Raw genomic sequence first — 22,183 nt, forward strand, 5'->3', positions numbered from 1 at the left:
GCCGCTAGATCATTCGAATTCCGACCGAAGTTTTCCTTCGAGTTCTCTCGCTCGACTTGCATGTGTTAAGCACGCCGCCAGCGTTCATCCTGAGCCAGGATCAAACTCTCATTTAAAAAGTTTATCTCTAGGCCAGTTTGCACTGACTAATTTTTTCAGTTTTTTTGGATGTCTGATCATCCGTTAATTTGATCTCCCTTGCGGTCGATCTTAAGGAATTAACTTGCTTTTTACTGTTCAACTTTCAAAGTTCATCGCAGTCGGCGTTTGTTCCTCGCTGACTACTTTATCTACTATATCACAACCAGTTCACGGTGTCAATAGCTTTTTTAATCTTTTTTTAACGTTTCTTTAATGCTTTCTTAACTCAACTGTGTTTCTCTTTCGCATCTCTCAGAGACAACTTGCTTATCTTAACACTATATCGCATACATGTCAATAGTTTTAATTTAAACTTTAGATTGAAAGTGAGTTCCGCACATCATATAATAAAAGAGACACATTAATAGGGGGTTTTTTCATGGGCATAGCTATCGGGCTAGCTGAATTCAAGAGCATAGCCAAAGGAATGGAAATGACAGACAAGATGACTAAAAAGTCTGATATAAAAATAGTTGAAAACAGAATTGTATGTATAGGAAAGTTTTTTGTGATTATCTCTGGAGACGTGGCAGATGTTCAGTCCGCAATAGATGAAGTTGTCTCCTCTAATGACAACGGACTAGTTGCAGCTAAAGTGATTCCTAGTCTTATGGATGGAGTCGCTGAGAAAGTGAATGCCAAGATATCTAGAGACTCCATAAATGCACTTGGCATAATTGAAAGCAAGGACATCGCAAGTGGGTTCTATTGTGCTAACTATATAAAGAAGTTTGCCGATGTAGAGCTTCTGAAAATATCCATTACTTTTGGGATGGGTGGAAAGGCACTTCTAATATTCACTGGCGACCTTTCATCAGTTGAAAGTGGCTTAGATGTTGCTAAAGAGAGAATCGGAGATCCAAGTAAACTTGTGGAAGCTGTTGTAATAGCTTCACCTTCTAAGGAGTTTATGGACAACTTCTTAGCTTAAAATCTCAATAAATGAGGTCTGCAACTTAAAATTGCAGACCTTATTTTTATGCCCTAGGTTCTATAGAACTATATTACCGTTCGCATACCGTGTTTATCTATGTTCTCCTCAGTTTCTAGCTCCAGTATACGCCTGTTTTTTTATATAAGTAGAGAGAACCTCGTCTATGCTTGCGTAACTGCCTGTCATCTTTGCAGTTTTAAACATGTCGTAGGAGTCTCCACCCGAGGCTAGGAAGTCATTTGTGGCAAGCTTATATAGCTTCCTTTCCTCTAGTCTCTCCCCTGCTATGAATACATCGTAGACTCTTTTCCCTTGTGCCTTCAGCCGATCAAGCTTAAAACTTATCCCACCTACATGTGGAAATGCGCTGCTTGGCTCTGGGTAGAAGGAAAGTCCGTGCTCTAGAGCCTTGACTATGTCTTTTCCGCTTACCTCTTTTGTTATGACGTAGTTGTCAAATGGGAAAGCCGACACTATCTCTTTCCTGGTTATAAATCCGGCATTTATTGATCCCCTTATGCCGCCTCCATTTGTTATAGCTATATCTGCACCTGTTATATATTTCATTGCCTCTGCAAGCAATACTCCTAGGTTTGTCTCTCTAGTTCTCACACTAAACCTGTCGCCATTTAAGTCTCTTTTAGATATTCCCACTATCTCTGAAGTGCTCCTATTGTTCTCTTCATCTACCCTAATCAATATCCGGCTTATGCTTAAGTCCTCTTTAATACCATTTATGTCTTCTCTATATATGAACTCTGAGGAGATCTCCGCTTCTCCGCAAGCTTTTTTAATAAAGTTCACCATTCCAATACACCTCATAGAATCTCCAGCTTGAACTATCGGAATTTCACCTATCAGTCTAGACGCTTTAAGCTCTGTGTGGCTATGTCCGTCCACCACCAAGTCTATGCCCTCTACCGAATCTGCAAGAGTGTCGCTCCTGTGTTCCGGCATTGTCGACTTGTCTATCCCAAGGTGTACAAGCGCTATTATCACATCCACTCTTTCTTGATCCTTTAAAATGCTCACCATCTTTTGAGACTCCAGGACTGGATCTTCAAACCTTAATCCCTCTATATCCTCAGGCCTTGCCTTCTGAACTGTCTCAGGAGTTGTTATCCCAAATATACCAACTTTTACTCCATCGATTTCCTTTAAGGTGTATGGGGCTAAAAGTCGGTCTCCTTGCTCATCATATATGTTCGCAGATATTATTGGAAACTCTGCTAGTTCAGCAAGCTCTAGAAGCCTCTCTCTTCCATAGTTAAAGTCATGATTTCCTGGAACCATGGCGTCGTATTTCATTTCGTTCATTATATCTATCATGGCCTTGCCTTCTGAAATAGATACTATCGGCTGTCCATGTATAGTGTCCCCTGCATCTAGCAACAGTGTGCTATGCTCTTTTCTTATCTCTTCTAGCTTGGCCGAAAATTTGCTGATATCTACTTTTGTCTTTTCATCTTTTTCTATTTTCCCATGTATGTCATTTGTATGAATTATCTTTATCATAGCCTCATTCTCCATATGTGTTTTTTTGTTTACTTATATAATATAAGTTTTTTGTTAACACCGTATTATTTATTTTTGAAATTTGAGTAAATACTGTCCAACCCTATTATTTTAATGTATAGTAGTCACAAAGGAACTTACAAAATTTTAAGGGGTGTTCAATATGAGTTATATATTTTTACAGTATCCAAAATGCAGCACTTGCAAGAAAGCCCAAAACTGGCTGAACTGGAATAAAGTATCTTACGAATCAAGGCATATAGTGGATGAAACTCCCAGTATAGATGAGTTGACAACGTGGATTGAAAAAAGCGGACTTCCTGTCGAGAAATTCTTCAATTCAAACGGTATTGTATACAAGAACATGGGCTTAAAAGATAAGTTGCCCGAAATGTCTAAAGAGGAAAAAATCGATCTACTTTCAACTAACGGCATGCTTATTAAGCGACCTATATTTGTGTCTGACAATCTAGTTTTAATAGGCTTCAAGGAAGCCGATTGGAAAAAGATACTGGAGCTTTAAGTAAAAAAAGAGGTGAAGCTCAATCTTTCAATTAAGCTTCACCTCTTTTTTGTATCTTTATCAAATAGTATGATCTAGTCTTTATTCAACCCTCTTTTCAGATAAAACACAGGCTCTGCAATGCAGGCTACCGGTATTTGTGATTGAATAGCTGACTATTGTTTATCTATTCTGTCTTGAAGTATCTCTTTTACTTTCCTGTATTCGGTCCTGTAGTCGGTGTGTAGCTTTATTTCTCTGTCGTCTCTTCTCTTCAGTATATTCAAACTTGCATTTATACGGTGTATAGAACAAGCGTTCTATCTCTTTTCATCATATTGTTTTTAAATACGGTTGTCCTAAATTATCCAGTACTTTGTACATGTCTTTAGATTGTTCATACAGAGCCGCTACGCTCCGTAAAGTTCTCTTATGGACTCTTATGCTTTCACATAAGCACAGACTATATCACCACCCCTAAGGGTGCTCCCCATTTCCCCTGTCAATAGCTTACAGGGTACGAGATTACTCTCTAGTCGTTGAACGTTCCCCTCTTCGGGGCTTCGCTGCTGATTACCCATTGTCTCAGTGTTTAGGATTTAACTCTGCACCATCCAGTTGATTTTTTCTGCTTTCGCCATTTTCACGCTTGAGCTTTTTTCATCTCTACGTTGTAGTTCAACTGGCTTTAGGGACTTCCAGCAATTAAAGGCGTTTTGGGTAGACCACATCTACCACTCTACACTCTTTACGAATGTAGGGAGCTGTTTTCATAAAACATCTATACCTTTTCATGCTATCGTGTATGTTTTTCTATGTTTTATGCAACTCTTTGTTGCTCCATCTGTATTTTTTTATTTTTTCCTTATATCTATAACACAGCTTATCTGTTAATCTTGCATTACTCATCTATTAAATGAAAGTAAACTTATCAACTCCAAACAATCGGCAAGAAATAAGAAAAGAGAAGGCAAATAATGCACTTCTCTTTATCATAAACTATTCTATTTCTATTTTCACTTTGTTGCTTGACTCTGTTTCCTTTTGGACTTTTATTGTTAGCACTCCGTTTTCCAGTTTTGCGCTTACCCCCTCAGCTTTTGAGTCCGGCAGATATATGCTTCTTTCCATAGAAGATGTTCTTCTTTCCTTGTGAATGTAGTTTTTTCCCTCATCTTCTAATTGCTCTTCCTTTTTAAACGATATCTTCAGCCTGTTTTCCCTAAGCTCTACATTCACTTCTTCTTTCTTTGCACCTGGAAGCTCAGCTTCTACTACATACTCTTTTTCCAAATCCTGAACATCCATTTTGAAGTCTTTCCCGATTACTCTCTTTGGAATGCTAGAATCTGAAAAAAAGTCCTCCATTAAATCATAAAAGTCCTCGAATCTAGTACTTAACTCTTTACTCTTTTTGTTGAACGGCATTAAGTTTTTCATAGATGACAGCTCCTTTATAGTTGATTTACATTTCAATTATACCTAAATAAACTTATTTTAATCATAATATTACATAATCTCGATTTATTGAATCATAAGTTCGCACAAAATAAAAACAGCTAGCTACAATCTCTTGTAACTAGCTGTTTTTCAACGTTTATGTATGGTGCACCCAGGAGGACTTGAACCCCCAACCTTCTGGTTCGTAGCCAGCGAACGTCTTATTTCTTTAGTTTCTTTAAACCCTAAGTATGAGTATATAGTTGGCTTTAGTTGACCATCACTTTTGTATATTAGTGTCTATTTGTGTTTAGTTTTGACTAAAGTGTCCCCATTCTGTCCCCAATTTAGTCTTTTAGTCGAGTTTCTTCCTATAATATGTTCTTTCCAATTACCCTGTCTAGTTTACCAGGTATATGTAGCTTATAGAATATAGTTTTGAATAGTATTCAAAGCTCCACCTAAATCTCGAATAACTAAAACGTCAATTTTTTCTATTATCCAAAATAAGCTTGTCATAACAATAATAGTAACCATAATAGCATTTGGATAGAATGATATAGGATGTTTTCTTATGAATCTTTTGACTTGACCACAACGTTCATCACAAATACAGTTTTCATCTTTGCATACACTCAAGCTTCTAATGTCTTTTCCTATTATTTTTGCAATCAGCACTAACAGTAAAAATATTGTATTAAACATGACGAACCCTACCATAAATGTCATAAAAATAAGTCGATATTTACTCACCGAATCTATAGACTTAAAAACCTCAGACAAAAAACTCATGCCTCCAAAGAATGCCATTACGATTCCTGCAAAGATACTCAGAACAGTTATGGATTGAGTATTAAACTCATTCAGTCTATTCTCAGAGTCTTTTAGCTTCAACTCATTTTTATTTAAGTTTTCTTTAAATATTCCCATATTTACTTCTATATTTTTAAAATCAGTTTTTATATTTTCAAAGTCATCTAGTCTTTTTTCATTTTCATTTAAATCACGATTGAATCTTTCTATGTCATTTTTTATTTCTTCTATTTTTTTATCAAGTTCGAGCCCTTCTTCTAAATTTCTAGTAACTAAACTAAAAGATTCTCCAATTGCCCTCTTAAGGATATCATTCTCTTCTTTTACTTTATTTAATCTTACTCTTTCAAGCCTTAAGTGATCATATAGTTTCTCTATTTTTTTAAAAAGTTCAAGGCTTTTATTATCAAAATAGGTGTCTTCTGAAACTATTTTTCCGATTTTATTTATGACACTATCTACGCTATTTTCTTCAGAAAGATACTCACTATTATTGAAAATAAATTCAGCAATTTCATGGTAATAGTGCTTTTGCTTATAATTATAAAACTTTTCTAGCTTTAATAGTATATTCTTCTCATCGTACATTTTTGAATCATTTAATATGCTTTCTAAGACATCTTTAATACCACTATTCTTCAATGGTTTACGAGTATCTTCCATATATTCTATCCTCTTTATTCTCACCAGAAAAATAGTCCCTTATTGAACATTCTTTTATGACATCATTTTGGTTAGTAACCTTCCAAGGACTCTCTTCATGTGTTCTCTTTACCAACTCAAGAGCAGAATTTTCTAAATGTCCCTTTATAACTTCGTCAATAAGCTGTCTATCTTCTAGTCTTATTATTTCATACGGATTATATTTTTCTTTTGCAAGTACAATTGATCCTTCTTCTACTTTAAGAAAACTCAAAGTTTCAATTTTGTTATCTATATCAGAGTCTACATAATTTTTAAATTCTTGATAAACTCTTTCTACCACCGGACCATAGCGCCAAGCCACTATATTTTCATTGAATATTCGAGTTTCTCTTTTAATTATAGAGGCTGCTTGCACATAATACATTATCTTTTGTAATTTAAGATTGCTCACTGGACTGCCTAAGTCAATGCTTCTATTTATAATGTATCTTGCAACATCTAGAGCTGGATAAGTATTGGTCACTGAAAATTCCACGATTATACCTCCTAATTTTAGTATCAAAAAAGCTAAGCAATTCACATGAATTCGCCCAGCTAAATCAGTTCTTAATGCATTCGTTTATGATAAATATACCACATTCTTTTGTCTTTAAGCAAACTAAACCAGTTTATCACAATTTACTATATATTTCAATCTAACTCAAGCAAATATCATTAGATTTCTACTGATAAGTCTAATTATTCATTTGAATAATAATAGATTAACTCAAAAGATATCGGATATATATTCTATACAAATTTTCTGTAAAGGGAGTTGTTTAAGTGTTTTCATAAAGTATACTGATTGGAAGTTCAGAGATTTTTTTGAAAGTATCAAGATAAAGCATTTAAATTATGAAAAAATATTTAAAGGCCTGAAGGTAAAGCCATATAATTAGCCTTTAATATTAGAGAGATTACTTTATTTATAACTAGGAGGTGTAACTATATTGAATAGATTGCAAAATTTAATTGATAGTTTAGTTAAGCTAGATAATAAACCTAACTTAGATATGTTTAAATATGTACTAAGTCAAACACAAAATTTTGATGAAGTTAAATGTACTATCCCACTTTTTGAAAAGATAGGGTTCAATTTCAAAAGAGTAGCAGTTTTTGAATGCCTAATGAATATGACTGAAGTTTTAGAAGATTCATATTATATCTTATCTCTTATGCATAAGTTTAACGTGAAGCCCTCTTCAAAAGCTTACTCAAGAATTTATCTTCAGCTCATTAGAAGTGCAGATAGTTCAAGTAAGTTAGAAACGTTAATATGTGAGCTAGAATACAAAAATATAACTATCCCCCCTTCAGCTTATTTAGATTTAATATTAAAACAAGATTCCTATACTAAAGCTAAAAAAATATTTGAAGAAAAGAAAGATAGTTTTCAACCCCCAAAGACTGATTTATATTATACGATTCTTCTCAAAGCTAGTGAAGCTAATAACATTGAAGACATTGAAGAAATCAGGAATGAAATGGATTCCCTTAGTATAGACTTTGATATGGAATACTATACCGCTTTTTACAATGAAATCTTTATTGATAAGCTAGGTAGAAGAGACTTTGTAAAGTATTATAAAAATCTTTTAACAGTTTATGGCCACAACCTGATAAAACCAACAGGTTACAAAGAGGCTGATTTGTCAAATACATTCTACGAATATCCAAATAAAAATCCTACTCCTGCTATTAAAGAGGAAAAAACAGTCTATTTATTTAAACGCAATAACGTTTTAGCAGATGACTTAAAGCGACGTTATGATAATACTTGTCAAATATGTGGAGAAAGGCTCTCTTTAAGACATAATAAGTCTTATTCTGAAGTTCATCATATACAGCCACTATCTCTTGATGGTCCCGATATACCTGAAAATATGATAGTGCTATGTCCAAATCATCATAAATTATTTGACAGGGGCTCAATAACCATAAATATTTATGATAATAAAGTTAAGCATGTTGAACTGGAAAACAAGGTCAATGAAATGACCTTAGACTTAAAACATAATATTGACGAAAAGTATATAGTTTACCATGATTCTTATATCTTCGGCAAATAGTTATCATACAAAAAAGACCAGGGCTTCTCTCCCTGGTCTAATCAATACAGCTACAACTCTACTTCTGACTACTCTCGATAGCTTTTCTGGTTAAATTATTTATCCTTATAACCTCCGCTCTCGTACACATATTATTATGAGCTCTGCTCATTATAGCAGGCACTCCGTTAGCTTCCAGGTATCTGTTTAACTCCTCGAAGTCAGGGTTTACCCAATGCTCTCCCTTGACCTCTCCTGGAGACAGTATCGAAGTTACCTCTTTAAGTACCTTGGTCGTGATCGCTCTGTCTCTTTCATCTAGTATCTTATTAAGTTCTTCTTTAGTCATGTCTATTTCCTCCTTTTTCTTCGCTACTGATATACGCCTAACATCTTCCGCCTCGGTTCGAGGAAGTTTGCAAGCGCCGGGATCCCCTTGTCCATGTCCATATATAACCCCTAACCTTTTAACTCCACTTCTTTTGGCTGCATCATATATGCTAGAGCCTATTGAAATTAGCTTAGAGTCATATCTTTGATTCTCTTGAGGGTTAGATATGAATCCATGCTCTAGGAGAACATAAGGAATTTTAGCTATTCTCATAAGCCTTGAATTCTGGTGGCCTTTCTGTTCTGGCCCATTACGCTTCACGAACCCCCTATCTCTCCACCCTAGAGCCACCATAGCCCTGTGAACCTCCACTATGGATTGAGGTATGGCTTGGTAGTGATCCACAAGCGACTCATATCCATATGACGTTTCCCCTGCTGAATTCCGGTGGTTCTCTACTACGAGGTCCAGTTTATTTGCCCTTGCCCAAGAAACTATATCCCCTTGCTTGAAACAGTTGAGCTTTGGATTGTATACTACTACTTCCATATCTATTCCTCCTCATTTTTGCTCTTTAAAATTTCAATACCTTTTACAAGTACTGGGGGGAAGTCTAGTCCCATTTGCCCAGCGTTTTCGGCAATAGATAGTATCTCGTTTACTATAAAGGCTATTACCACGCCGTCCCTTATATAGTCAGTTCCAACAAGCATATCTATTCTTACAGCCATATACACCATTACGAGCATCATTACTTTTTTACAGATCCCCTTGAAACCTTCAGCTGATGAAGCTCCACCATTTTCTGTCTTCGGACTATTTTCAAAAAAGAAAGCCAGTACGTACCCAGTAACCACATCTGCTACCATAAAGCTTGTAAGCGTAATTATGGCTCCGTCCCAGCCTCCTAGTGCATGCGCTATAGTGCTTCCGACTACTCCAGCAGTAGAAAGCAGACCTGTCTTTATTAGATTTACTCTTTCCAACTTCACTCACCCTCTCGCAATATAAAAGGACCTGCACTATGTGCAAGCCCTAGACTATTAAATGCTTTCTATATTCGTTCTGCCTACTGTGCAATAACCCCAATAAGCGAATTCAACTCTTCGTATTGATCTAATGTTATCCTTTCGTAAAGCAAAAATACATCTAGTTTATTAGTTATGTCAAGTGACTCGAATTCTCCCGATTCTATTATTCGCTTTAAAAGATTATATATCATAATTAATCATCTCCTATGTTTGCTTTTTTATAATATAAGACTTTTAAATTCTTGCTCGACTATATAATTCTGTAACTCCAAAATTTCTTTTTGCATTTTCAGAGAATTTAGTCTTGTGTCGTCAAGCTGTTCTACTTTGCCGAATATATACGTTTCTGCGTTTTTTAAATCAATATTCGTAAAGCGATTCACCTCTTTAAGTCTTGCTATTTGATCTTTTTCGTGAATAACTGGCTCAAAAGAAACTATTTCTGTATGCCCCCACTTTTCAGCAAAATGGATCCACCATTCTTTGCCTTCAGCCCCTATATACTGTTCTACCCTTTCTCCACGTTGAGTGTAAATCACTTTGTGTTCACTTAGTTTGACATTCCCTCGCTCGTCATAAAATAGCAATTTATTCACCTCCCCAATCTATACTATTTCTAATACTGGTCTCCATCCATACGAAGTTCCACTTTGAATGTATCCGGCTAGTTCTGGCATATTATCGGCACCTCTATAAACATAAGAACCAGAAGGGCTTGTACACGCTTCTTGGCAAATAGTGTTAGATCCAACGCCACTGGAAAAGCCTAAATCTGAATCCGAAAGATTTGTTCCCCAGCTTGGCAGTGTGCTTTCTACATAGGCTGGCCAATTCCACGCTTTGTTTGTTGCTTTAATAGAAAGAGGTAATACTAGTTTATTAAATTCACTACCTTTTGTTTTTGACCCGTCAGAATTATTTTGAATATCAACAGGATTGGATGCAGCCCCTTTCAAAAGCCTCACTTTGAAAGTCGTTCCATTTTTGGTTATATTCATTGAACCATTTACACATCCTACAGCATTTATATTCGCCCAGCTAAGACCATACCTTATAGGTTTTTGTGGGATATATACTACCTTTCCATCTATAGCCATTTTATGCCAAGGAGTTGTGTCATTAAACAAAGTACCAACAGATAGACCCACAGCTGTAGCTAATTCAGATCCTGTAAATAACTCTGATGATGATACAATCCCATAATATCCAGCACTTTGATTTCCTGAAATCAGTGTCTTCGGACCAGGCCCGGCCGCAAGTGTAGCGAAAGACTTACCCGCGCTTTGTGGACTCGCTAACGCATCATATGTTTCTTTTAGCCGAGAGTATGCTATATATTGAGTACTACTAGATAAGCCCGTGATAATCGCAGGGCTGTCGTGCCAAGCTCCGTTCCCTATCTTAACTTCAGTACCATCTACTCCAGTAATTTTGGCTCTATCACAATCCACATCTGAAACGGTTGGTGCCGGGGGTGCGGATTGCGCTATCCTGTTTTTTATTTGCCATTTACCCGATGTGCTAGAAAAAACTAGAGTGCTTCCATTTTGAATATTTGCTTCATCTACATTTTTCGTACCAATGTATCCTGTTTTATTATTTATTTCATTTAGATCTGTTTGATTTGCTTTGATGTCCAAGTCAGATTTATTCGCCTTTTCAGCCATTTGCGAGCTAACAGAAGCTATATTATCTGCATGGCTTTTCAGTTCTGTGTCTATTTTATCTGCATTTTCATTCAGGTCATTTACGTTTATATAGTCTGTTCCCTCGGGCTTCTTTAAAGCATAATTCGTTGTAGTTTTCATTCTCTTAAATCACTCCTTCCCAAGTTCTTAAGTCTTCCCAAGTCTGAGTCGCAACTTCACCCCAAGTCTTTCCTGATACAAAGTTCCAAGCATTGTAGGTAAACTTATAAGATATCCCTAGGTGTGCCGGAATTATAATGCCTAAGGCTTCCTTTAGCCCATCTATATTATCCGGTACTCCTTTAGTTCCTACGAACTTGATTTCATAGAGTCCTGGAGTAGCCGTCTCATTGACTTCCACCTCTCCGTTTGAAAAGGCTACAGCCACACTCTTTATAGTCTCTTCTGTGGTTTGCTCGAAGGTGGCTCTCTTTCTAGCCCTTATCTGTTCTCGTCTTTGGTCATACTTCAGAGAGTCTACATTCTTTATTCCAAGGTCACGCTCGTAGATGTATAGAAGCTCTATGGCTGTATCAAGGAACATATTCCTCTCGACCACTTCCAAGGACTGCTCTATCCCTCTGAACTCTTTGTCATAGGCTTTGAGTATCTCTTTGAAGTAAGTAGAGTCTCTCTCGTATAGTGGCAGATAGTTCAGCATAGCCGAGTAATAATCTCTATTGGAGACTACTATATTGACCACCATTTCTGATATCGCTTTAGCTATAGCTGGAGAGTGTTCTACGGTCACACCTTGCATTTCAAGCTCCGTCAGCATTTCATTTAGTGCGCCGGAACTCTCTATATTGACACCAGTGGCTACCGCCTCTGTTTCAGATTCGGCCAGTGCCAGTCTATAGTCTTCCCACAGATTTGTTCGCAAGTCGTCCCAAACTTTGAGGGTGCTTTCTCCCCAAGTTTGTTCTGTTATGATAGCCATAACATCACCTACTTAAGTCGCACTATCAAGTAGTTTTTAGGTATCTTATACTGGCTGGATATATCTATAGTCTTGGCAAATTCCGCTGGACAATAAAAAAGCATATTCCCCGCTGTCGATGCGTCGAATATGCCTATATGTGTTATGCTCCCCCAATTCTCTGCCGCTATTGGGAAGAGTATGTCTGCGTCATTCGATGTCTGGCCAGAGTTGGGTAAAATGAAACTGGCTAATTGTCTTGCGTAGCTCAGTTGCTCCACCTCTAATTCCCCATTGAAAAGGGCTACGTATACTGGGGTTGTCCTTAGATTATCTGTTAGCACTTTGTTTTTCAAGTATGTCGTCATATGATTCATTCTTTCCACCTCCTATGTTGCTGTAATAGTGCCTATTACGGGCACTTCTGTTTCTGTGAGTGGTATATTCGCTGTACCTAGATTGACAGTGAGGTTTTGATAGTCGAGGACTCCTAGTGTATCTATAACTATCCCTCCTATCTTGGCCCAGCTTACAGCAGTTCCAGTAAAGGATAGGGTCTTGAAATACTCTTCCATGCCAAGCCTTATATCCTCCGTCACATCTGCAAGCAGATAGCCAGTGTCGAGGGTAAGAGTTACAGCTACGTCTATAGTTTTAGGTGCTGCACCTTCCACTGTAACTGTAGCGCCAAAAGGTCGTTGCTCCTCAATATAGTCCGTCACGCTTTGCACTAGCTCTGTGTCGGGAGGTTGTCTGTTGCTGTCTACTACGACCACCTTAACTGTCAAAGGGCCATTCCAGATAGGATATACTTTTACGTCACCTACTCCGACTACTTCCATAGCCCACTCTTCGTAGTGGTACTTGTTTCCGGCCTTTCCTGGGCGCTGTAGCTTTGCATAGTACCTCTCTCTAAACTCATCGTCACTTTCAGGCTCATAGCCTCCAGTAGTAGGTTCTGCGTTGTATACGTCCACAAGTCCCTGTATCGGTAGCGGAAACTCTATGATGGCATTAGCTGGTACATTCCCTATAGCTCCTACCTGTTGACTCTCTACAGCTACATTGACAGACCCAGAAGCAGGTATCGTGGTTTCTTCCATTATGATAAAGTCCACATCACCCGTACTGACTATAGCTCCAATACTAATCTTTGCGCCTTCCTGTCCAGATATAGTTGCCACTCCATTTGCTGGAGTTCCTATCTTCCTAGTCAAAGGAGTGGAGGCTGCGATAAACCTTTCAAGTTCTGTACCGCTTAAGTTCTCTATGTCGAGTTTGTCTGCCACAGAGCCAAGCTTCAAATAGAAGTTTGCTAGCTCTATTGCTGCTGGATTTATAGCATCGTGGACCATACTGTTTTCAGTCTTGTCTACATTCCTTGCTGTGTCGAGCATACTGTTTTTCAGTTTCTCTTGTGTCATATCGCTATACATAATTTCTCACCTCCCCATATGGAGTGATTGCCGTAAATGCTACACTTAGAGTGTCTTCTACTAGCTGTATATCAAAGTCTTTCATCTCTAGCACATAGTCGGATAGATTGGACTCTACAGCCTCTTTTACAAGCCTTTCTGCCTCCGACTCTGTAAAGCCTCGAGTGTATTTACCTATAAGGTCCTCCATCTCGTGGCCGTAGTCCCAACTGAAAATCATGTATCTGTATCGTTGGGTGTTGAGTAGCTTCCAGATCCAAATCTTCACAGCTTCATTTCCCTCGACCTTATACATCTTGCCATTCTTAGTTTTGAAGTCCAGCTTTTCAAAATCCCATGCCCACTCTCTAGCCATAGGGAGCTCTTTCACTTCGTCCACCAGTTCCACCGGGTCTGTAAATGGGAATATACTCACTACATCACCTCCGATAGTCTAGCCAAGATAATAAAGAGTTGCTTGTCTGTTGTAGGGAGTACCGCTACGATATCTCCCTTTCTCAAAGTACACTTTGTGAAAAGTTCAGTCTCAACTCCAATGCTTGCAAACCCATGTGAGTGGTCTCCTGAAACAAGGGTCGCTCCTGTTGGACTTCCATCTTGAAATGATATTTTCCGACTATGATTTTCTAAAAGATAGTCAGCTATAAGCAGATTATCATTGTCGATTTCAAGTTCCCGAATTTTGATTAGTAAGTTAGGGGGCTCTTGTATTACTGTAGCTATTTCAATGCTTGGAGGGTTGTTCTTGCCACCTCTACTTGACATAATGTCGAGCATTTTACTGTATGGATTGTCTTTCATAAAACCACTTCCTATATCAATACTTTCAAGGCGAATAAAAGCACTGGAAGAGAAAACAATATAAGTCTTAGTGCTATTCCAGCATCCTCTGTTTTGTCATCAGCGTGAAGCATCATACCACCGACTAAAGCACTCGTTAATATGAAGGTATAAAATGCTAATATCTTCATCATCATTATCCATCAATCCCCCTTATCCTGTAGCCACATGTAAATCTGTTTCCAAGTTTTGAATATACAACTCCTTGACTTGGTGTTGCGGCTTCTATAAGTCTATTGTTTCCAAGGAAAACTCCAACGTGGCCAGACTGCCACAAAATATCTCCCGGCTTAAGCTGAGACTTATTTATTCTTTGGAATCTACTATCCCCAGGTATAGTCCCTGTAGTCATCTGGGCATTTTGTGTTAGCCCTGCCTTTACCATCGCTCTTCCTACAAGGCTAGAACAATCAACCGCCCAATTCGTCATCCTGAATTCTTGACTATACTTCCACCCAGCAAAGCTTTCAGCCGCCTTAATAAAGGCCTGTCTCTTTCCAGTAGCACTAGACGATGAACTGCCCTCTGTGACCGTGTAGTACCTGAGAACATGGTCCACATAGTTGACATCTCCGTATTTAGACCAGCCCATCTTTTCCGCCCATATACGGGAGAACTCTTTCGCATTTGCCTTGGAATATCCTCCACGAGCTTTTGCCCAAGGAACCCAAGCAGGTCCAAAGTTGTAACCTTGAAGTGCAAGTTTGATATTCTGCATATCTGACGGGCTTTTTACACCAGCCTTGTTTATAGCGTCTCTGAACTCCTGTACTCCACACCAGATAGAATAGTCGCTATCTGTTATGCTGTTTGGTGCTCTTGAGAACCTAGTGTTATACCCACACTCTGAAGCTTGCATAACGTCAGCGTACCTTCCACCAGACTCTTGCATTGTCAGAGCCATTATAAGCGGTACATATTCAGACACACCAAACTGTTTGGCATACTTCTCGATGGTAGGTTTCCATTTAAGCACCGCTTGACTTACATTCGCACTAGCTGTTCCATTAAACGAACCACCACTAGCCCTTTCCTCTTCCGGATCACTTCCAGCATTCTGTTCGTCCATAAGGTTTTTATATGCAAGCCCTAGGCTCATAAAATGCTGACCCCCTTCTAGGCGGTGCTCGTCTGTATCAATCCAGAATAGGCCCTGTAGCCCTGTGTAAGCCTCTCTTATTACTACAGCGTTTCCAGCTATGCAGTTCAGGTCTCCTAAAGCTTCAACCTTGGCTGACTTTCCTATGCCTTGCAGCATGGCCTTTGCCCTTGCTGTAGCGTCAGCACCTTTCTCCGCCTTGTAAACATCTTGGAGTATGCCGACTACACCTTCACTTTCCGGAAGATTCACTGTGCCTATATGGGCTCCCTCTTCAGAGTAAATCTGCACCCTATTTATGGAGTCCTCCATGCTTTCGCTGTAGGTAGCATTTAAAAGATTGACTCCAGCATCTAGGGTGTATTTAGCTATGGTAGTTCCCTTTTCTATTATCCTTAGCTTTCCTTCTTCCATAATGGGCATGTATGGCTTGCCTGTCTTTTCGTACTCCATAGTGTAGGCTGTCATGATAATGTTGTAGAGCTCCACACCCTCGAAAATACGGGTTATTGGAGAGCCTTCAATAGCATGGCGCAACTCTATGCCGAATTCCTTGCATATTCGCTTTGTAAGAGCGCCTGGTGTTTCACCTTTGACGTTGTAGGTCGCCTTGCTTTTAAGTAAATAGATAAGCCCATCGTAAACAGTCACGCTCATTTGACTGCCGTCGATGGACTTCTCCTTGAAAAATACATACCCTCTGAATATTTCTTTTGCATCTATGAAAACTTGTATCATATCCCCCATGGCTATATTCACTCTAGGGAGATAGTGGTCACTAGGAGAGACTACTATGTTCATGCTGACTTTCCTAGCCACCTGCTTATAGTCTCCACTCCAGTTTAGATTCTCCACTATGTCTGTTATATCCGTATTCTTGTGATAGACTTTCATCACCATATAATCAGCTCCTGTCCAGGAGTCACGACATTGGGATCCTTTATATTGTTTCTAGCCGCTATGAGTTTATAGTTGTCAAAGTTGCCTGTAAGCTTCTTTGCTATATTTCCAAGGGTGTCACCGGCTTGGACTATATACTTTTCAGGTATCTCCTTGAAAACCGGCCTAGCTCCACTTTGACTATAACCCTTCTCATTGCTTTTTACCTTTACGTTCATAAACACATACTCTGAAAGGTCTAGAGAATAATATACATCGCCAGTGCCGTCTCTTTCGCCGTATTTGAAGTTCTCTATGGCGAATGGTATGTTTATATTCGTTCCGGTTATTATTAGCCTTATAGGCTCTTCTGTAGCTTCCCATTTCTCTATCTGCTTTACACAATCATAGGGTTTAGGGAATCCTCTATACTCGCAGAAAGAATACTCCTGTGCCGGAAAGAAGGTCTGTATACTCATAGCTCTCAGACGTGATTTTCCGATAAGGTTGATCTCTCCAAGCTCTTGTAGCATAACCTTTGTATTGTTCTTTCCAGTGTCCACTTCAAAGTCAGGAGGCAAGACCGGAAGTCTTAATCTCTCCTTGTTGTTTCTGAAACTAAGCCAAAACTCCATATCTCACCCTCCTATGCCATATTCATGTCTGCTTCTTCAAGCTCTTTTACTATCTTTTTCGCTACTTTAGTAGTTATAGTATCTATATCATCTTCTTTTCTGACTACTATCTCATCTGCTAACTTAGGTATAGTTATTACTATTTGTTTTCCGGATGTCGCTTCTTTTCTGCCATCTTCTCTTGCCATCTGTACCGACTTATCGTGAGGATATACCCTTGATCCACTATCAAGGTCTATTATTTCTCCGCCTCTCTCATGAACCTGTACCATACCACCTTTCCAATAGTCAGTACCTTTTGCAAGCTGCGGTATGAGTGGTATATTGACTCCCATTCCACCTATTCCCGGAACATCATCAGGTATTTGGATTTTGTTTGCAGCCTTTATAAATCCATTTATATGTCCAATCAGCCCATTGATAATATTCTTGGCTATACCTGCTATGGTTCCAAAAATACCCTTGAAGATTCCAACTACCCCCTGCCAAGCAAGCTCCCAGTTTCCAGTGAAAACTCCAACTATAAAGTCTATTATTCCTTGTGCTATAGTGATTATCCCATTTAAAACAGTGGTTATTATTCCTACTGCGGTAGAAACAGAGCTAGCAATAATTGGCCACACCACTGAAAAGATACCTGAAAAAACTGTTATAGCCCCCATAACTAAATTAAGGGCTATTGAAACAATGTCACCAAACAATCCCCAAGCTTTCTGGGCTATGCTCGTTATATCATTTCCATGTGTCTCCCAGAGAGCTTTTACAGCTCCTACTGCACTAGAAATTATGCTCTTTATAGCACTCCAGACCATGTCTATTTTATTTCTTACGGTTTCATTGGTTTGGTATAATTTCACGAATACAGCTATTACAGCTGCAACTATGGCAATTATAGCAGCTATTTTTATTACTATCAGAGTGGCAGGATTTGCTATAGCTTTCATTATGCTACCCGTAGTTTTCACTTGCTTTGCAAATGCTGAAAACTTAAGCATTCCACCCCCTACGATTGTAGTTATTTTCCCAAAAACAAAAAGAGCAGGGCCTATCGCCGCTGCTATCATAGCTAGCTTTATTATGGTTTTTTGAGTTCCTTCATCAAGACCTCTGAATTTTTCAGCAAACTGAGTTAGCTTATCCATCCCAGAATTTAAGTAAGGAAGGAATATACTTCCTATGTGCTCACCCAATAGTCTAAATTGATTTCTTAATAGCTGAATTCTTGCCTCTGTTGTTCCATATTTTTCTGCTGCTTCTTTGCTCAAAGCTACATTCTCTTCCCATGCTGTAGTCCCTCTTGAGATAGCATCTTTGAACAAGTCGCTTGCCTCTGTTGCACGAAGCAAGGTGTCTCTTAACCTTACTTCAGATATTCCCATTTGATCAAGTATTGCTATAGCAGACATCCCATTTTTTTCAGCATCTCCTAGTCCTTGTATGAATGTTGATAAGGCTTCAGCTGGATTGCTTTGAAATAGCTGTGAAAATTCTGTATCTGTAAGTCCTGCGACTTTAGAAAATTCACTAAGTCTTTCAGAGCCCGTTTCTACCGCAAGTTGTATGTCTACCATTACTTTAGAAAAAGCTGAGCCTCCGGCCTCTGCTTCAATTCCAACCGATGATAGCGCTGCTGAGAAGGACATTATTTGTGCCTCTGTTAGCCCAATTTGTGACCCCGCACCGGCCAGCCTCATTCCCATAGCAACTATATCTGACTCTGTAGCAGCAGTGTTGTTTCCTAAGTCAACTATTACACTTCCTAGCTTGTCTATATCCTTCATGCTCATTTGAGTTATATTTGCAAATTTTGCAAGTTCACTAGCTGCTTCATCCGTTGTCATATTTGTAGCTACACCAAGATTCGCTATAGTTTCAGAGAAGTCAAGTATATACTCCTTTGCTACACCTAGTTGTCCGGCTGCTTCTCCAATGGCATAAAGCTCATTTTTATCTATAGGTATTCGGAGTGAAAGTTTGTCGAACCCCTTCTGAAGTTGTTCGAATTCTCTTTCTGTTGCATTCACTGTTTTTCTAACTCCTGCAAAAGCAGTCTCAGAATCTATAGCTGATTTTATAGCAGCAGCTCCAAGTCCCACTATCGGAAGAGTTATCGCTTTAGTTAAGCCTGATCCAGCACTCTCCATGCTTTTACCCATAGACTTTACTTCTTTTCCAAGTTTCTTCATTTCTTTATGAGAGTTTATCGCTTGCTTTGTAACCCGCTCTAAAGTTCCTGAAAAGTTATCTCTAAGCTGTATTATCGCATCCAATACATGTGCCATTACATTCCACCACCCTCAGACTCTTTTACTTTATCTTCAATTTCTTGTCGCATAAAAGCATTAACTATGCACTTTTCACCAGATGGAAGCCAGTAGTATTTACTAGGCTCCCATCCCTTATATCTAAATAACAAGTACATAATCTGAGTTTCAGGGTCGGTGGATATTAGTTTTTTACTTCATCCTCTGGCTCATCATCTTCGTCGTCAGCTTCAAATCCACTTAGTATACTAATCCTTTTATAAAGCTCGTCAATCTCTCCTGGAAGCAGTATTTTAGATACAAGCTCGGTAGGAGTTGCAGCTCCATATTGCTCTCTTAGTTTAGGGTCCTTGAATGATGGTTCCTTGACACCTTCTAGCAGAGTATGGACCTTCACTGTAAACATATGAATATCTCTTATATTTCCTTTTTTGCCTAAGTCGACTCCTCTTTTCTGGATATCAGAGTGAGTGTCACCATCTAGTGCTACACATTTAAACTCTATTTTTTCTCCAGCCATATCGCTAAATCTTTTCATTTCAACCATTTCTACTGGTTTTTCCATAACCTTCTTTGAATCAAGCTGTAGTAACTTATCTGTTAAACTCATTTATATTCACTCTCCTATTTTTTATTCGTCTATTGTGTCTAGCAAATCCCAATCTGTAAAAGAAAATGGAATCGATTCTTCTCCAAGTTTCTTGGCTTCCCAGTCTACTAAAGTCATTGTCTCCAATGTCGCATCTTTTATATGAACCCTCTCTGCTCCTAGTGCATCTGGGTCTTCTAGTTTTGATGTAAACGATATAGTTGTCTGTTTCCCCGCCTTCAGATTTTCGCTCATAAGCTTGAGAAACTTGGAGGAAACTTTGTTTAGCTTAATTTCCCCCTTGCCTTCATATCCCATGAGTTTTTTGCCTTTTCCAAGTTTTCTGACTCTATTAACCGTTTCAAAGTCCATCTCTATTTTGGCACTCATTCCAATCACTTCTGCCAAATAGTCTGAACCCGACCAAGCTTCACCCCAAGTTCCATTAATAACGTTACGGTCTTCAAATGTATTCAAGTTTAATCACCCCTTATATTGCTATTGGAAGTGTGATATCTTCTATAGCGTCTAGTATTTTTATGCTAGCTTTCAAAAACACCTTGTCGTCTGTTTCTGCTTCTTTTATTTCTTTTGTACTCATTTCTTCAACAGCATATCCAGTAGCTTTCAGATATGCTCTTTGAGCATCTATATCTATCTCAACTACGCTGGAACCCTTCAACAGAACACCTTCTCGTTCTAGCTCCTCTAGGTAGCCCTTTACCGCTGTTATAAGAAGGCACTTGTTGTCATAACTATTTGCATACTTTCCAAGATAGTTGTCTTCTGCTGTCATCCTTACGTCGTCATATATCAAGTCCATAGCTTCAACTATCTTTATCTTCTTGAAACTTTTTAGCTTAGATTCAGTTGTAGTTACTAGTGAGTTTACTCCTCTAGCAACCTTGACTTTTTCACCATCGTGATAAAGCATGAACTCCCCTGCATCAATCCTAGAATTGTACTCCTCTATGGTCAACTTCTCACAGTCTATTACCTCTGGTAACGGAGCGAATGTAGATGCAATGCTAAGTGGAGTCCCCGATAAAAGGCCTGCTATTCTAGCGCAATATTCAGCTACAGTGTACTCTTTGTCTTTTGTTTTCATCCAGGCTGTAGTGACATTAATAATGCCCTCGTGATCGCCTGGGTGGTTAGGCAATACAGCCTTAACTTTTTTGCGCTTAGTGCTTCTAAGGCTCTTAATCCATGTTCCAATTGATGGCACATCTGCTTCTGAAATCTCAGGAATGGCTAGGTAATTCCACTTTACAGTTTCTAAGTATTCTTTAGCCTCTGTATAGCTTACTGGAGCTAGTTCAGTTCCAACAGGAACTATATATAGGATTATTTTCTTAGGAGGGGTTTGATATCCCAAGAATGCAAGCTCTACCTGCGTCTTGTTGAAATCATTAAGACCGCTAGGAATCTCTGTAACACTTGATATCTCTATAGCACCTGCTTGCAAAGTATCCTCTAGTATTAGAGCCACTGTGCCTTTCTTTCCTCTTTCTAAAGCTCTCGCACCTGCTTCACGGAAACTTATATCAATACTTGGTAGTCCCATTAATTATCACCTCTTATATTAGTTAAAATTTCACCCATGACAGTGGTTGTTTCTTTCTTCTCTATATTTTCAAAGTAGTCCAGATCAAATTTGAATTGAACTATTTCATCTACTATCGAGGATTTTATATTTTTAAGAGTCAGCACCCTACTTCCTACTTTCAAAGTCATCCCAAAGGCTCTTTGCAAGCTGTTCATCATCTTTAGGCTGTCTAGTTCTATATTCTTTTTAGGAAAATAGTTCGTTACAATTATCAGCTTATTCGACTTATAGTTTTGGGTTTCGAATTCACTCACCACTGGTATTATTTGCGTAAAAAAAGAAGGCCTCTTGAAGCCTTCTCTTGTCTCTCCTGCATTTATATCTATGTCTGGAAAATTCGTTTTTAAAACCGTATTTACAGCTTTTTTTATTTCTACAAAGTCCACATCATTTCAACTCCTCGTATAGCTTGTCTAGCCATTTTTCAAGCTCAGCCGCTATTGGCTGCTCCATTTCCTTTACTGTTTTTTCAAAGAAGAACTGTCCTTCCACAAATCCAACTTCATTTCCGCTTGGAGTTACTTTCCTATGACCATTCTCTACTAAGTGAAAGTGAGGGGCAGTATTTGCTATGCCTTTTTGATATGAATCGCCGACTTTCTCTACTGGATAGAGCTTATAGCTTTTAACTATCGTCTTTCCCTTTGACTTTAACATTGGAGTATTTGCCTTAGCAGCTGTTCTGAGCTTTCCACCAACCCTATTAAGCTTATTTGTTATTTTGTCAGGTGCTCTCTTTTCAACAAGTTTTATTTTTTCTATAAATTCGTTCAATCCGTCTATCTC

Annotated in this window: 25 protein-coding genes and 1 rRNA gene; 3 read left to right on the forward strand and 23 right to left on the reverse strand. The window is 38.6% G+C overall.

Annotated features, from left to right (window positions below; translation table 11 throughout):
- Window positions 1–116, reverse strand: a 16S ribosomal RNA gene (locus EUAN_RS10885); the annotation flags it as partial.
- Window positions 117–520: 404 nt separating this feature from the next.
- On the opposite strand from EUAN_RS10885, the gene EUAN_RS10890 reads away from it, so the two are divergent.
- Entirely contained in the window at window positions 521–1,072 is a 552-nt protein-coding gene (locus EUAN_RS10890; RefSeq protein WP_071064441.1) for a BMC domain-containing protein, read from the forward strand.
- A gap of 108 nt (window positions 1,073–1,180) precedes the next feature.
- Here the strand turns inward: EUAN_RS10890 and EUAN_RS10895 are convergent, their stop codons facing one another.
- A complete protein-coding gene (locus tag EUAN_RS10895; RefSeq protein WP_071064443.1) occupies window positions 1,181–2,590 on the reverse strand; it encodes a bifunctional metallophosphatase/5'-nucleotidase in 1,410 nt (469 codons plus the stop codon).
- A 163-nt stretch (window positions 2,591–2,753) separates the two neighbouring features.
- Between EUAN_RS10895 and EUAN_RS10900 the strand changes: the two genes are divergently transcribed.
- Window positions 2,754–3,113, forward strand: coding sequence for an arsenate reductase family protein (locus EUAN_RS10900; protein ID WP_071064444.1), 360 nt, complete (start codon window positions 2,754–2,756; stop codon window positions 3,111–3,113).
- A gap of 978 nt (window positions 3,114–4,091) precedes the next feature.
- Here the strand turns inward: EUAN_RS10900 and EUAN_RS10905 are convergent.
- From EUAN_RS10905 to EUAN_RS10915, 3 genes are all read right to left on the reverse strand, one after another.
- On the reverse strand, window positions 4,092–4,532 hold the full coding sequence (locus EUAN_RS10905) for an Hsp20/alpha crystallin family protein (RefSeq protein ID WP_071064446.1): 441 nt from the start codon (window positions 4,530–4,532) through the stop codon (window positions 4,092–4,094).
- Between the two features lie 423 nt (window positions 4,533–4,955).
- Window positions 4,956–6,008, reverse strand: a complete 1,053-nt coding sequence (locus EUAN_RS10910) for a hypothetical protein (RefSeq protein WP_071064448.1) — start codon at window positions 6,006–6,008, stop codon at window positions 4,956–4,958.
- The gene (locus EUAN_RS10915; protein ID WP_084655909.1) at window positions 5,992–6,525 is read right to left on the reverse strand and encodes a Panacea domain-containing protein; all 534 of its coding nucleotides are present in this window, start codon (window positions 6,523–6,525) and stop codon (window positions 5,992–5,994) included. Before EUAN_RS10915 ends, EUAN_RS10910 begins: the two co-directional genes overlap by 17 nt.
- A 454-nt stretch (window positions 6,526–6,979) precedes the next feature.
- On the opposite strand from EUAN_RS10915, the gene EUAN_RS10920 reads away from it, so the two are divergent.
- Window positions 6,980–8,098, forward strand: a complete 1,119-nt coding sequence (locus EUAN_RS10920) for an HNH endonuclease (RefSeq protein WP_071064450.1) — start codon at window positions 6,980–6,982, stop codon at window positions 8,096–8,098.
- 58 nt (window positions 8,099–8,156) lie between these two features.
- Here the strand turns inward: EUAN_RS10920 and EUAN_RS10925 are convergent, their stop codons facing one another.
- From EUAN_RS10925 to EUAN_RS11005, 18 genes are all read right to left on the reverse strand, one after another.
- A complete protein-coding gene (locus EUAN_RS10925; protein WP_071064452.1) occupies window positions 8,157–8,957 on the reverse strand; it encodes an N-acetylmuramoyl-L-alanine amidase in 801 nt (266 codons plus the stop codon).
- Between the two features lie 2 nt (window positions 8,958–8,959).
- Window positions 8,960–9,394 (reverse strand): phage holin family protein, encoded by a 435-nt coding sequence (locus EUAN_RS10930; RefSeq protein ID WP_211266358.1) that lies wholly within the window; start codon window positions 9,392–9,394, stop codon window positions 8,960–8,962.
- A gap of 263 nt (window positions 9,395–9,657) precedes the next feature.
- On the reverse strand, window positions 9,658–10,026 hold the full coding sequence (locus tag EUAN_RS10935; RefSeq protein ID WP_071064454.1) for a hypothetical protein: 369 nt from the start codon (window positions 10,024–10,026) through the stop codon (window positions 9,658–9,660).
- An 18-nt stretch (window positions 10,027–10,044) separates the two neighbouring features.
- Window positions 10,045–11,247 (reverse strand): hypothetical protein, encoded by a 1,203-nt coding sequence (locus EUAN_RS10940; protein ID WP_071064456.1) that lies wholly within the window; start codon window positions 11,245–11,247, stop codon window positions 10,045–10,047.
- A gap of 4 nt (window positions 11,248–11,251) precedes the next feature.
- Entirely contained in the window at window positions 11,252–12,067 is an 816-nt protein-coding gene (locus tag EUAN_RS10945; RefSeq protein ID WP_084655910.1) for a putative phage tail protein, read from the reverse strand.
- An 8-nt stretch (window positions 12,068–12,075) separates the two neighbouring features.
- Window positions 12,076–12,423: a phage tail fiber protein gene (locus EUAN_RS10950; protein ID WP_071064458.1), complete on the reverse strand. Its 348-nt coding sequence runs from the start codon at window positions 12,421–12,423 to the stop codon at window positions 12,076–12,078.
- 12 nt (window positions 12,424–12,435) lie between these two features.
- A complete protein-coding gene (locus EUAN_RS10955) occupies window positions 12,436–13,482 on the reverse strand; it encodes a baseplate J/gp47 family protein (protein ID WP_071064460.1) in 1,047 nt (348 codons plus the stop codon).
- Window positions 13,475–13,897 carry a DUF2634 domain-containing protein gene (locus EUAN_RS10960; RefSeq protein WP_084655911.1) on the reverse strand — a complete coding sequence of 141 codons (423 nt, stop codon included), beginning with the start codon at window positions 13,895–13,897 and terminating at the stop codon, window positions 13,475–13,477. The genes EUAN_RS10955 and EUAN_RS10960 overlap by 8 nt, the downstream gene beginning before the upstream one ends.
- Entirely contained in the window at window positions 13,897–14,283 is a 387-nt protein-coding gene (locus EUAN_RS10965; protein ID WP_071064464.1) for a DUF2577 family protein, read from the reverse strand. The genes EUAN_RS10960 and EUAN_RS10965 overlap by 1 nt, the downstream gene beginning before the upstream one ends.
- A gap of 11 nt (window positions 14,284–14,294) precedes the next feature.
- Window positions 14,295–14,459, reverse strand: coding sequence for a hypothetical protein (locus EUAN_RS12710; RefSeq protein WP_169817382.1), 165 nt, complete (start codon window positions 14,457–14,459; stop codon window positions 14,295–14,297).
- Entirely contained in the window at window positions 14,459–16,321 is a 1,863-nt protein-coding gene (locus EUAN_RS10970; protein WP_071064466.1) for an XkdQ/YqbQ family protein, read from the reverse strand. Before EUAN_RS10970 ends, EUAN_RS12710 begins: the two co-directional genes overlap by 1 nt.
- Complete coding sequence (locus EUAN_RS10975; protein WP_071064469.1) at window positions 16,315–16,935, reverse strand: LysM peptidoglycan-binding domain-containing protein; 621 nt, start codon at window positions 16,933–16,935, stop codon at window positions 16,315–16,317. Before EUAN_RS10975 ends, EUAN_RS10970 begins: the two co-directional genes overlap by 7 nt.
- 11 nt (window positions 16,936–16,946) lie before the next feature.
- A complete protein-coding gene (locus EUAN_RS10980) occupies window positions 16,947–19,205 on the reverse strand; it encodes a phage tail tape measure protein (protein WP_169817383.1) in 2,259 nt (752 codons plus the stop codon).
- 178 nt (window positions 19,206–19,383) lie between these two features.
- The gene (locus tag EUAN_RS10985) at window positions 19,384–19,809 is read right to left on the reverse strand and encodes a phage tail assembly chaperone (protein ID WP_071064473.1); all 426 of its coding nucleotides are present in this window, start codon (window positions 19,807–19,809) and stop codon (window positions 19,384–19,386) included.
- 21 nt (window positions 19,810–19,830) lie between these two features.
- Entirely contained in the window at window positions 19,831–20,265 is a 435-nt protein-coding gene (locus EUAN_RS10990) for a phage tail tube protein (RefSeq protein ID WP_071064475.1), read from the reverse strand.
- 13 nt (window positions 20,266–20,278) lie between these two features.
- Complete coding sequence (locus EUAN_RS10995) at window positions 20,279–21,355, reverse strand: phage tail sheath C-terminal domain-containing protein (RefSeq protein WP_071064477.1); 1,077 nt, start codon at window positions 21,353–21,355, stop codon at window positions 20,279–20,281.
- Window positions 21,355–21,783, reverse strand: a complete 429-nt coding sequence (locus EUAN_RS11000) for a phage tail terminator family protein (protein ID WP_071064479.1) — start codon at window positions 21,781–21,783, stop codon at window positions 21,355–21,357. Before EUAN_RS11000 ends, EUAN_RS10995 begins: the two co-directional genes overlap by 1 nt.
- 1 nt (window position 21,784) lies before the next feature.
- The gene (locus EUAN_RS11005) at window positions 21,785–22,171 is read right to left on the reverse strand and encodes an HK97 gp10 family phage protein (RefSeq protein ID WP_169817384.1); all 387 of its coding nucleotides are present in this window, start codon (window positions 22,169–22,171) and stop codon (window positions 21,785–21,787) included.
- Between the last annotated feature and the right edge of the window lie 12 nt (window positions 22,172–22,183).

Origin of the sequence: Andreesenia angusta (genome assembly GCF_001855385.1) — a bacterium.
GTDB lineage: Bacteria > Bacillota > Clostridia > Tissierellales > Gottschalkiaceae > Andreesenia > Andreesenia angusta.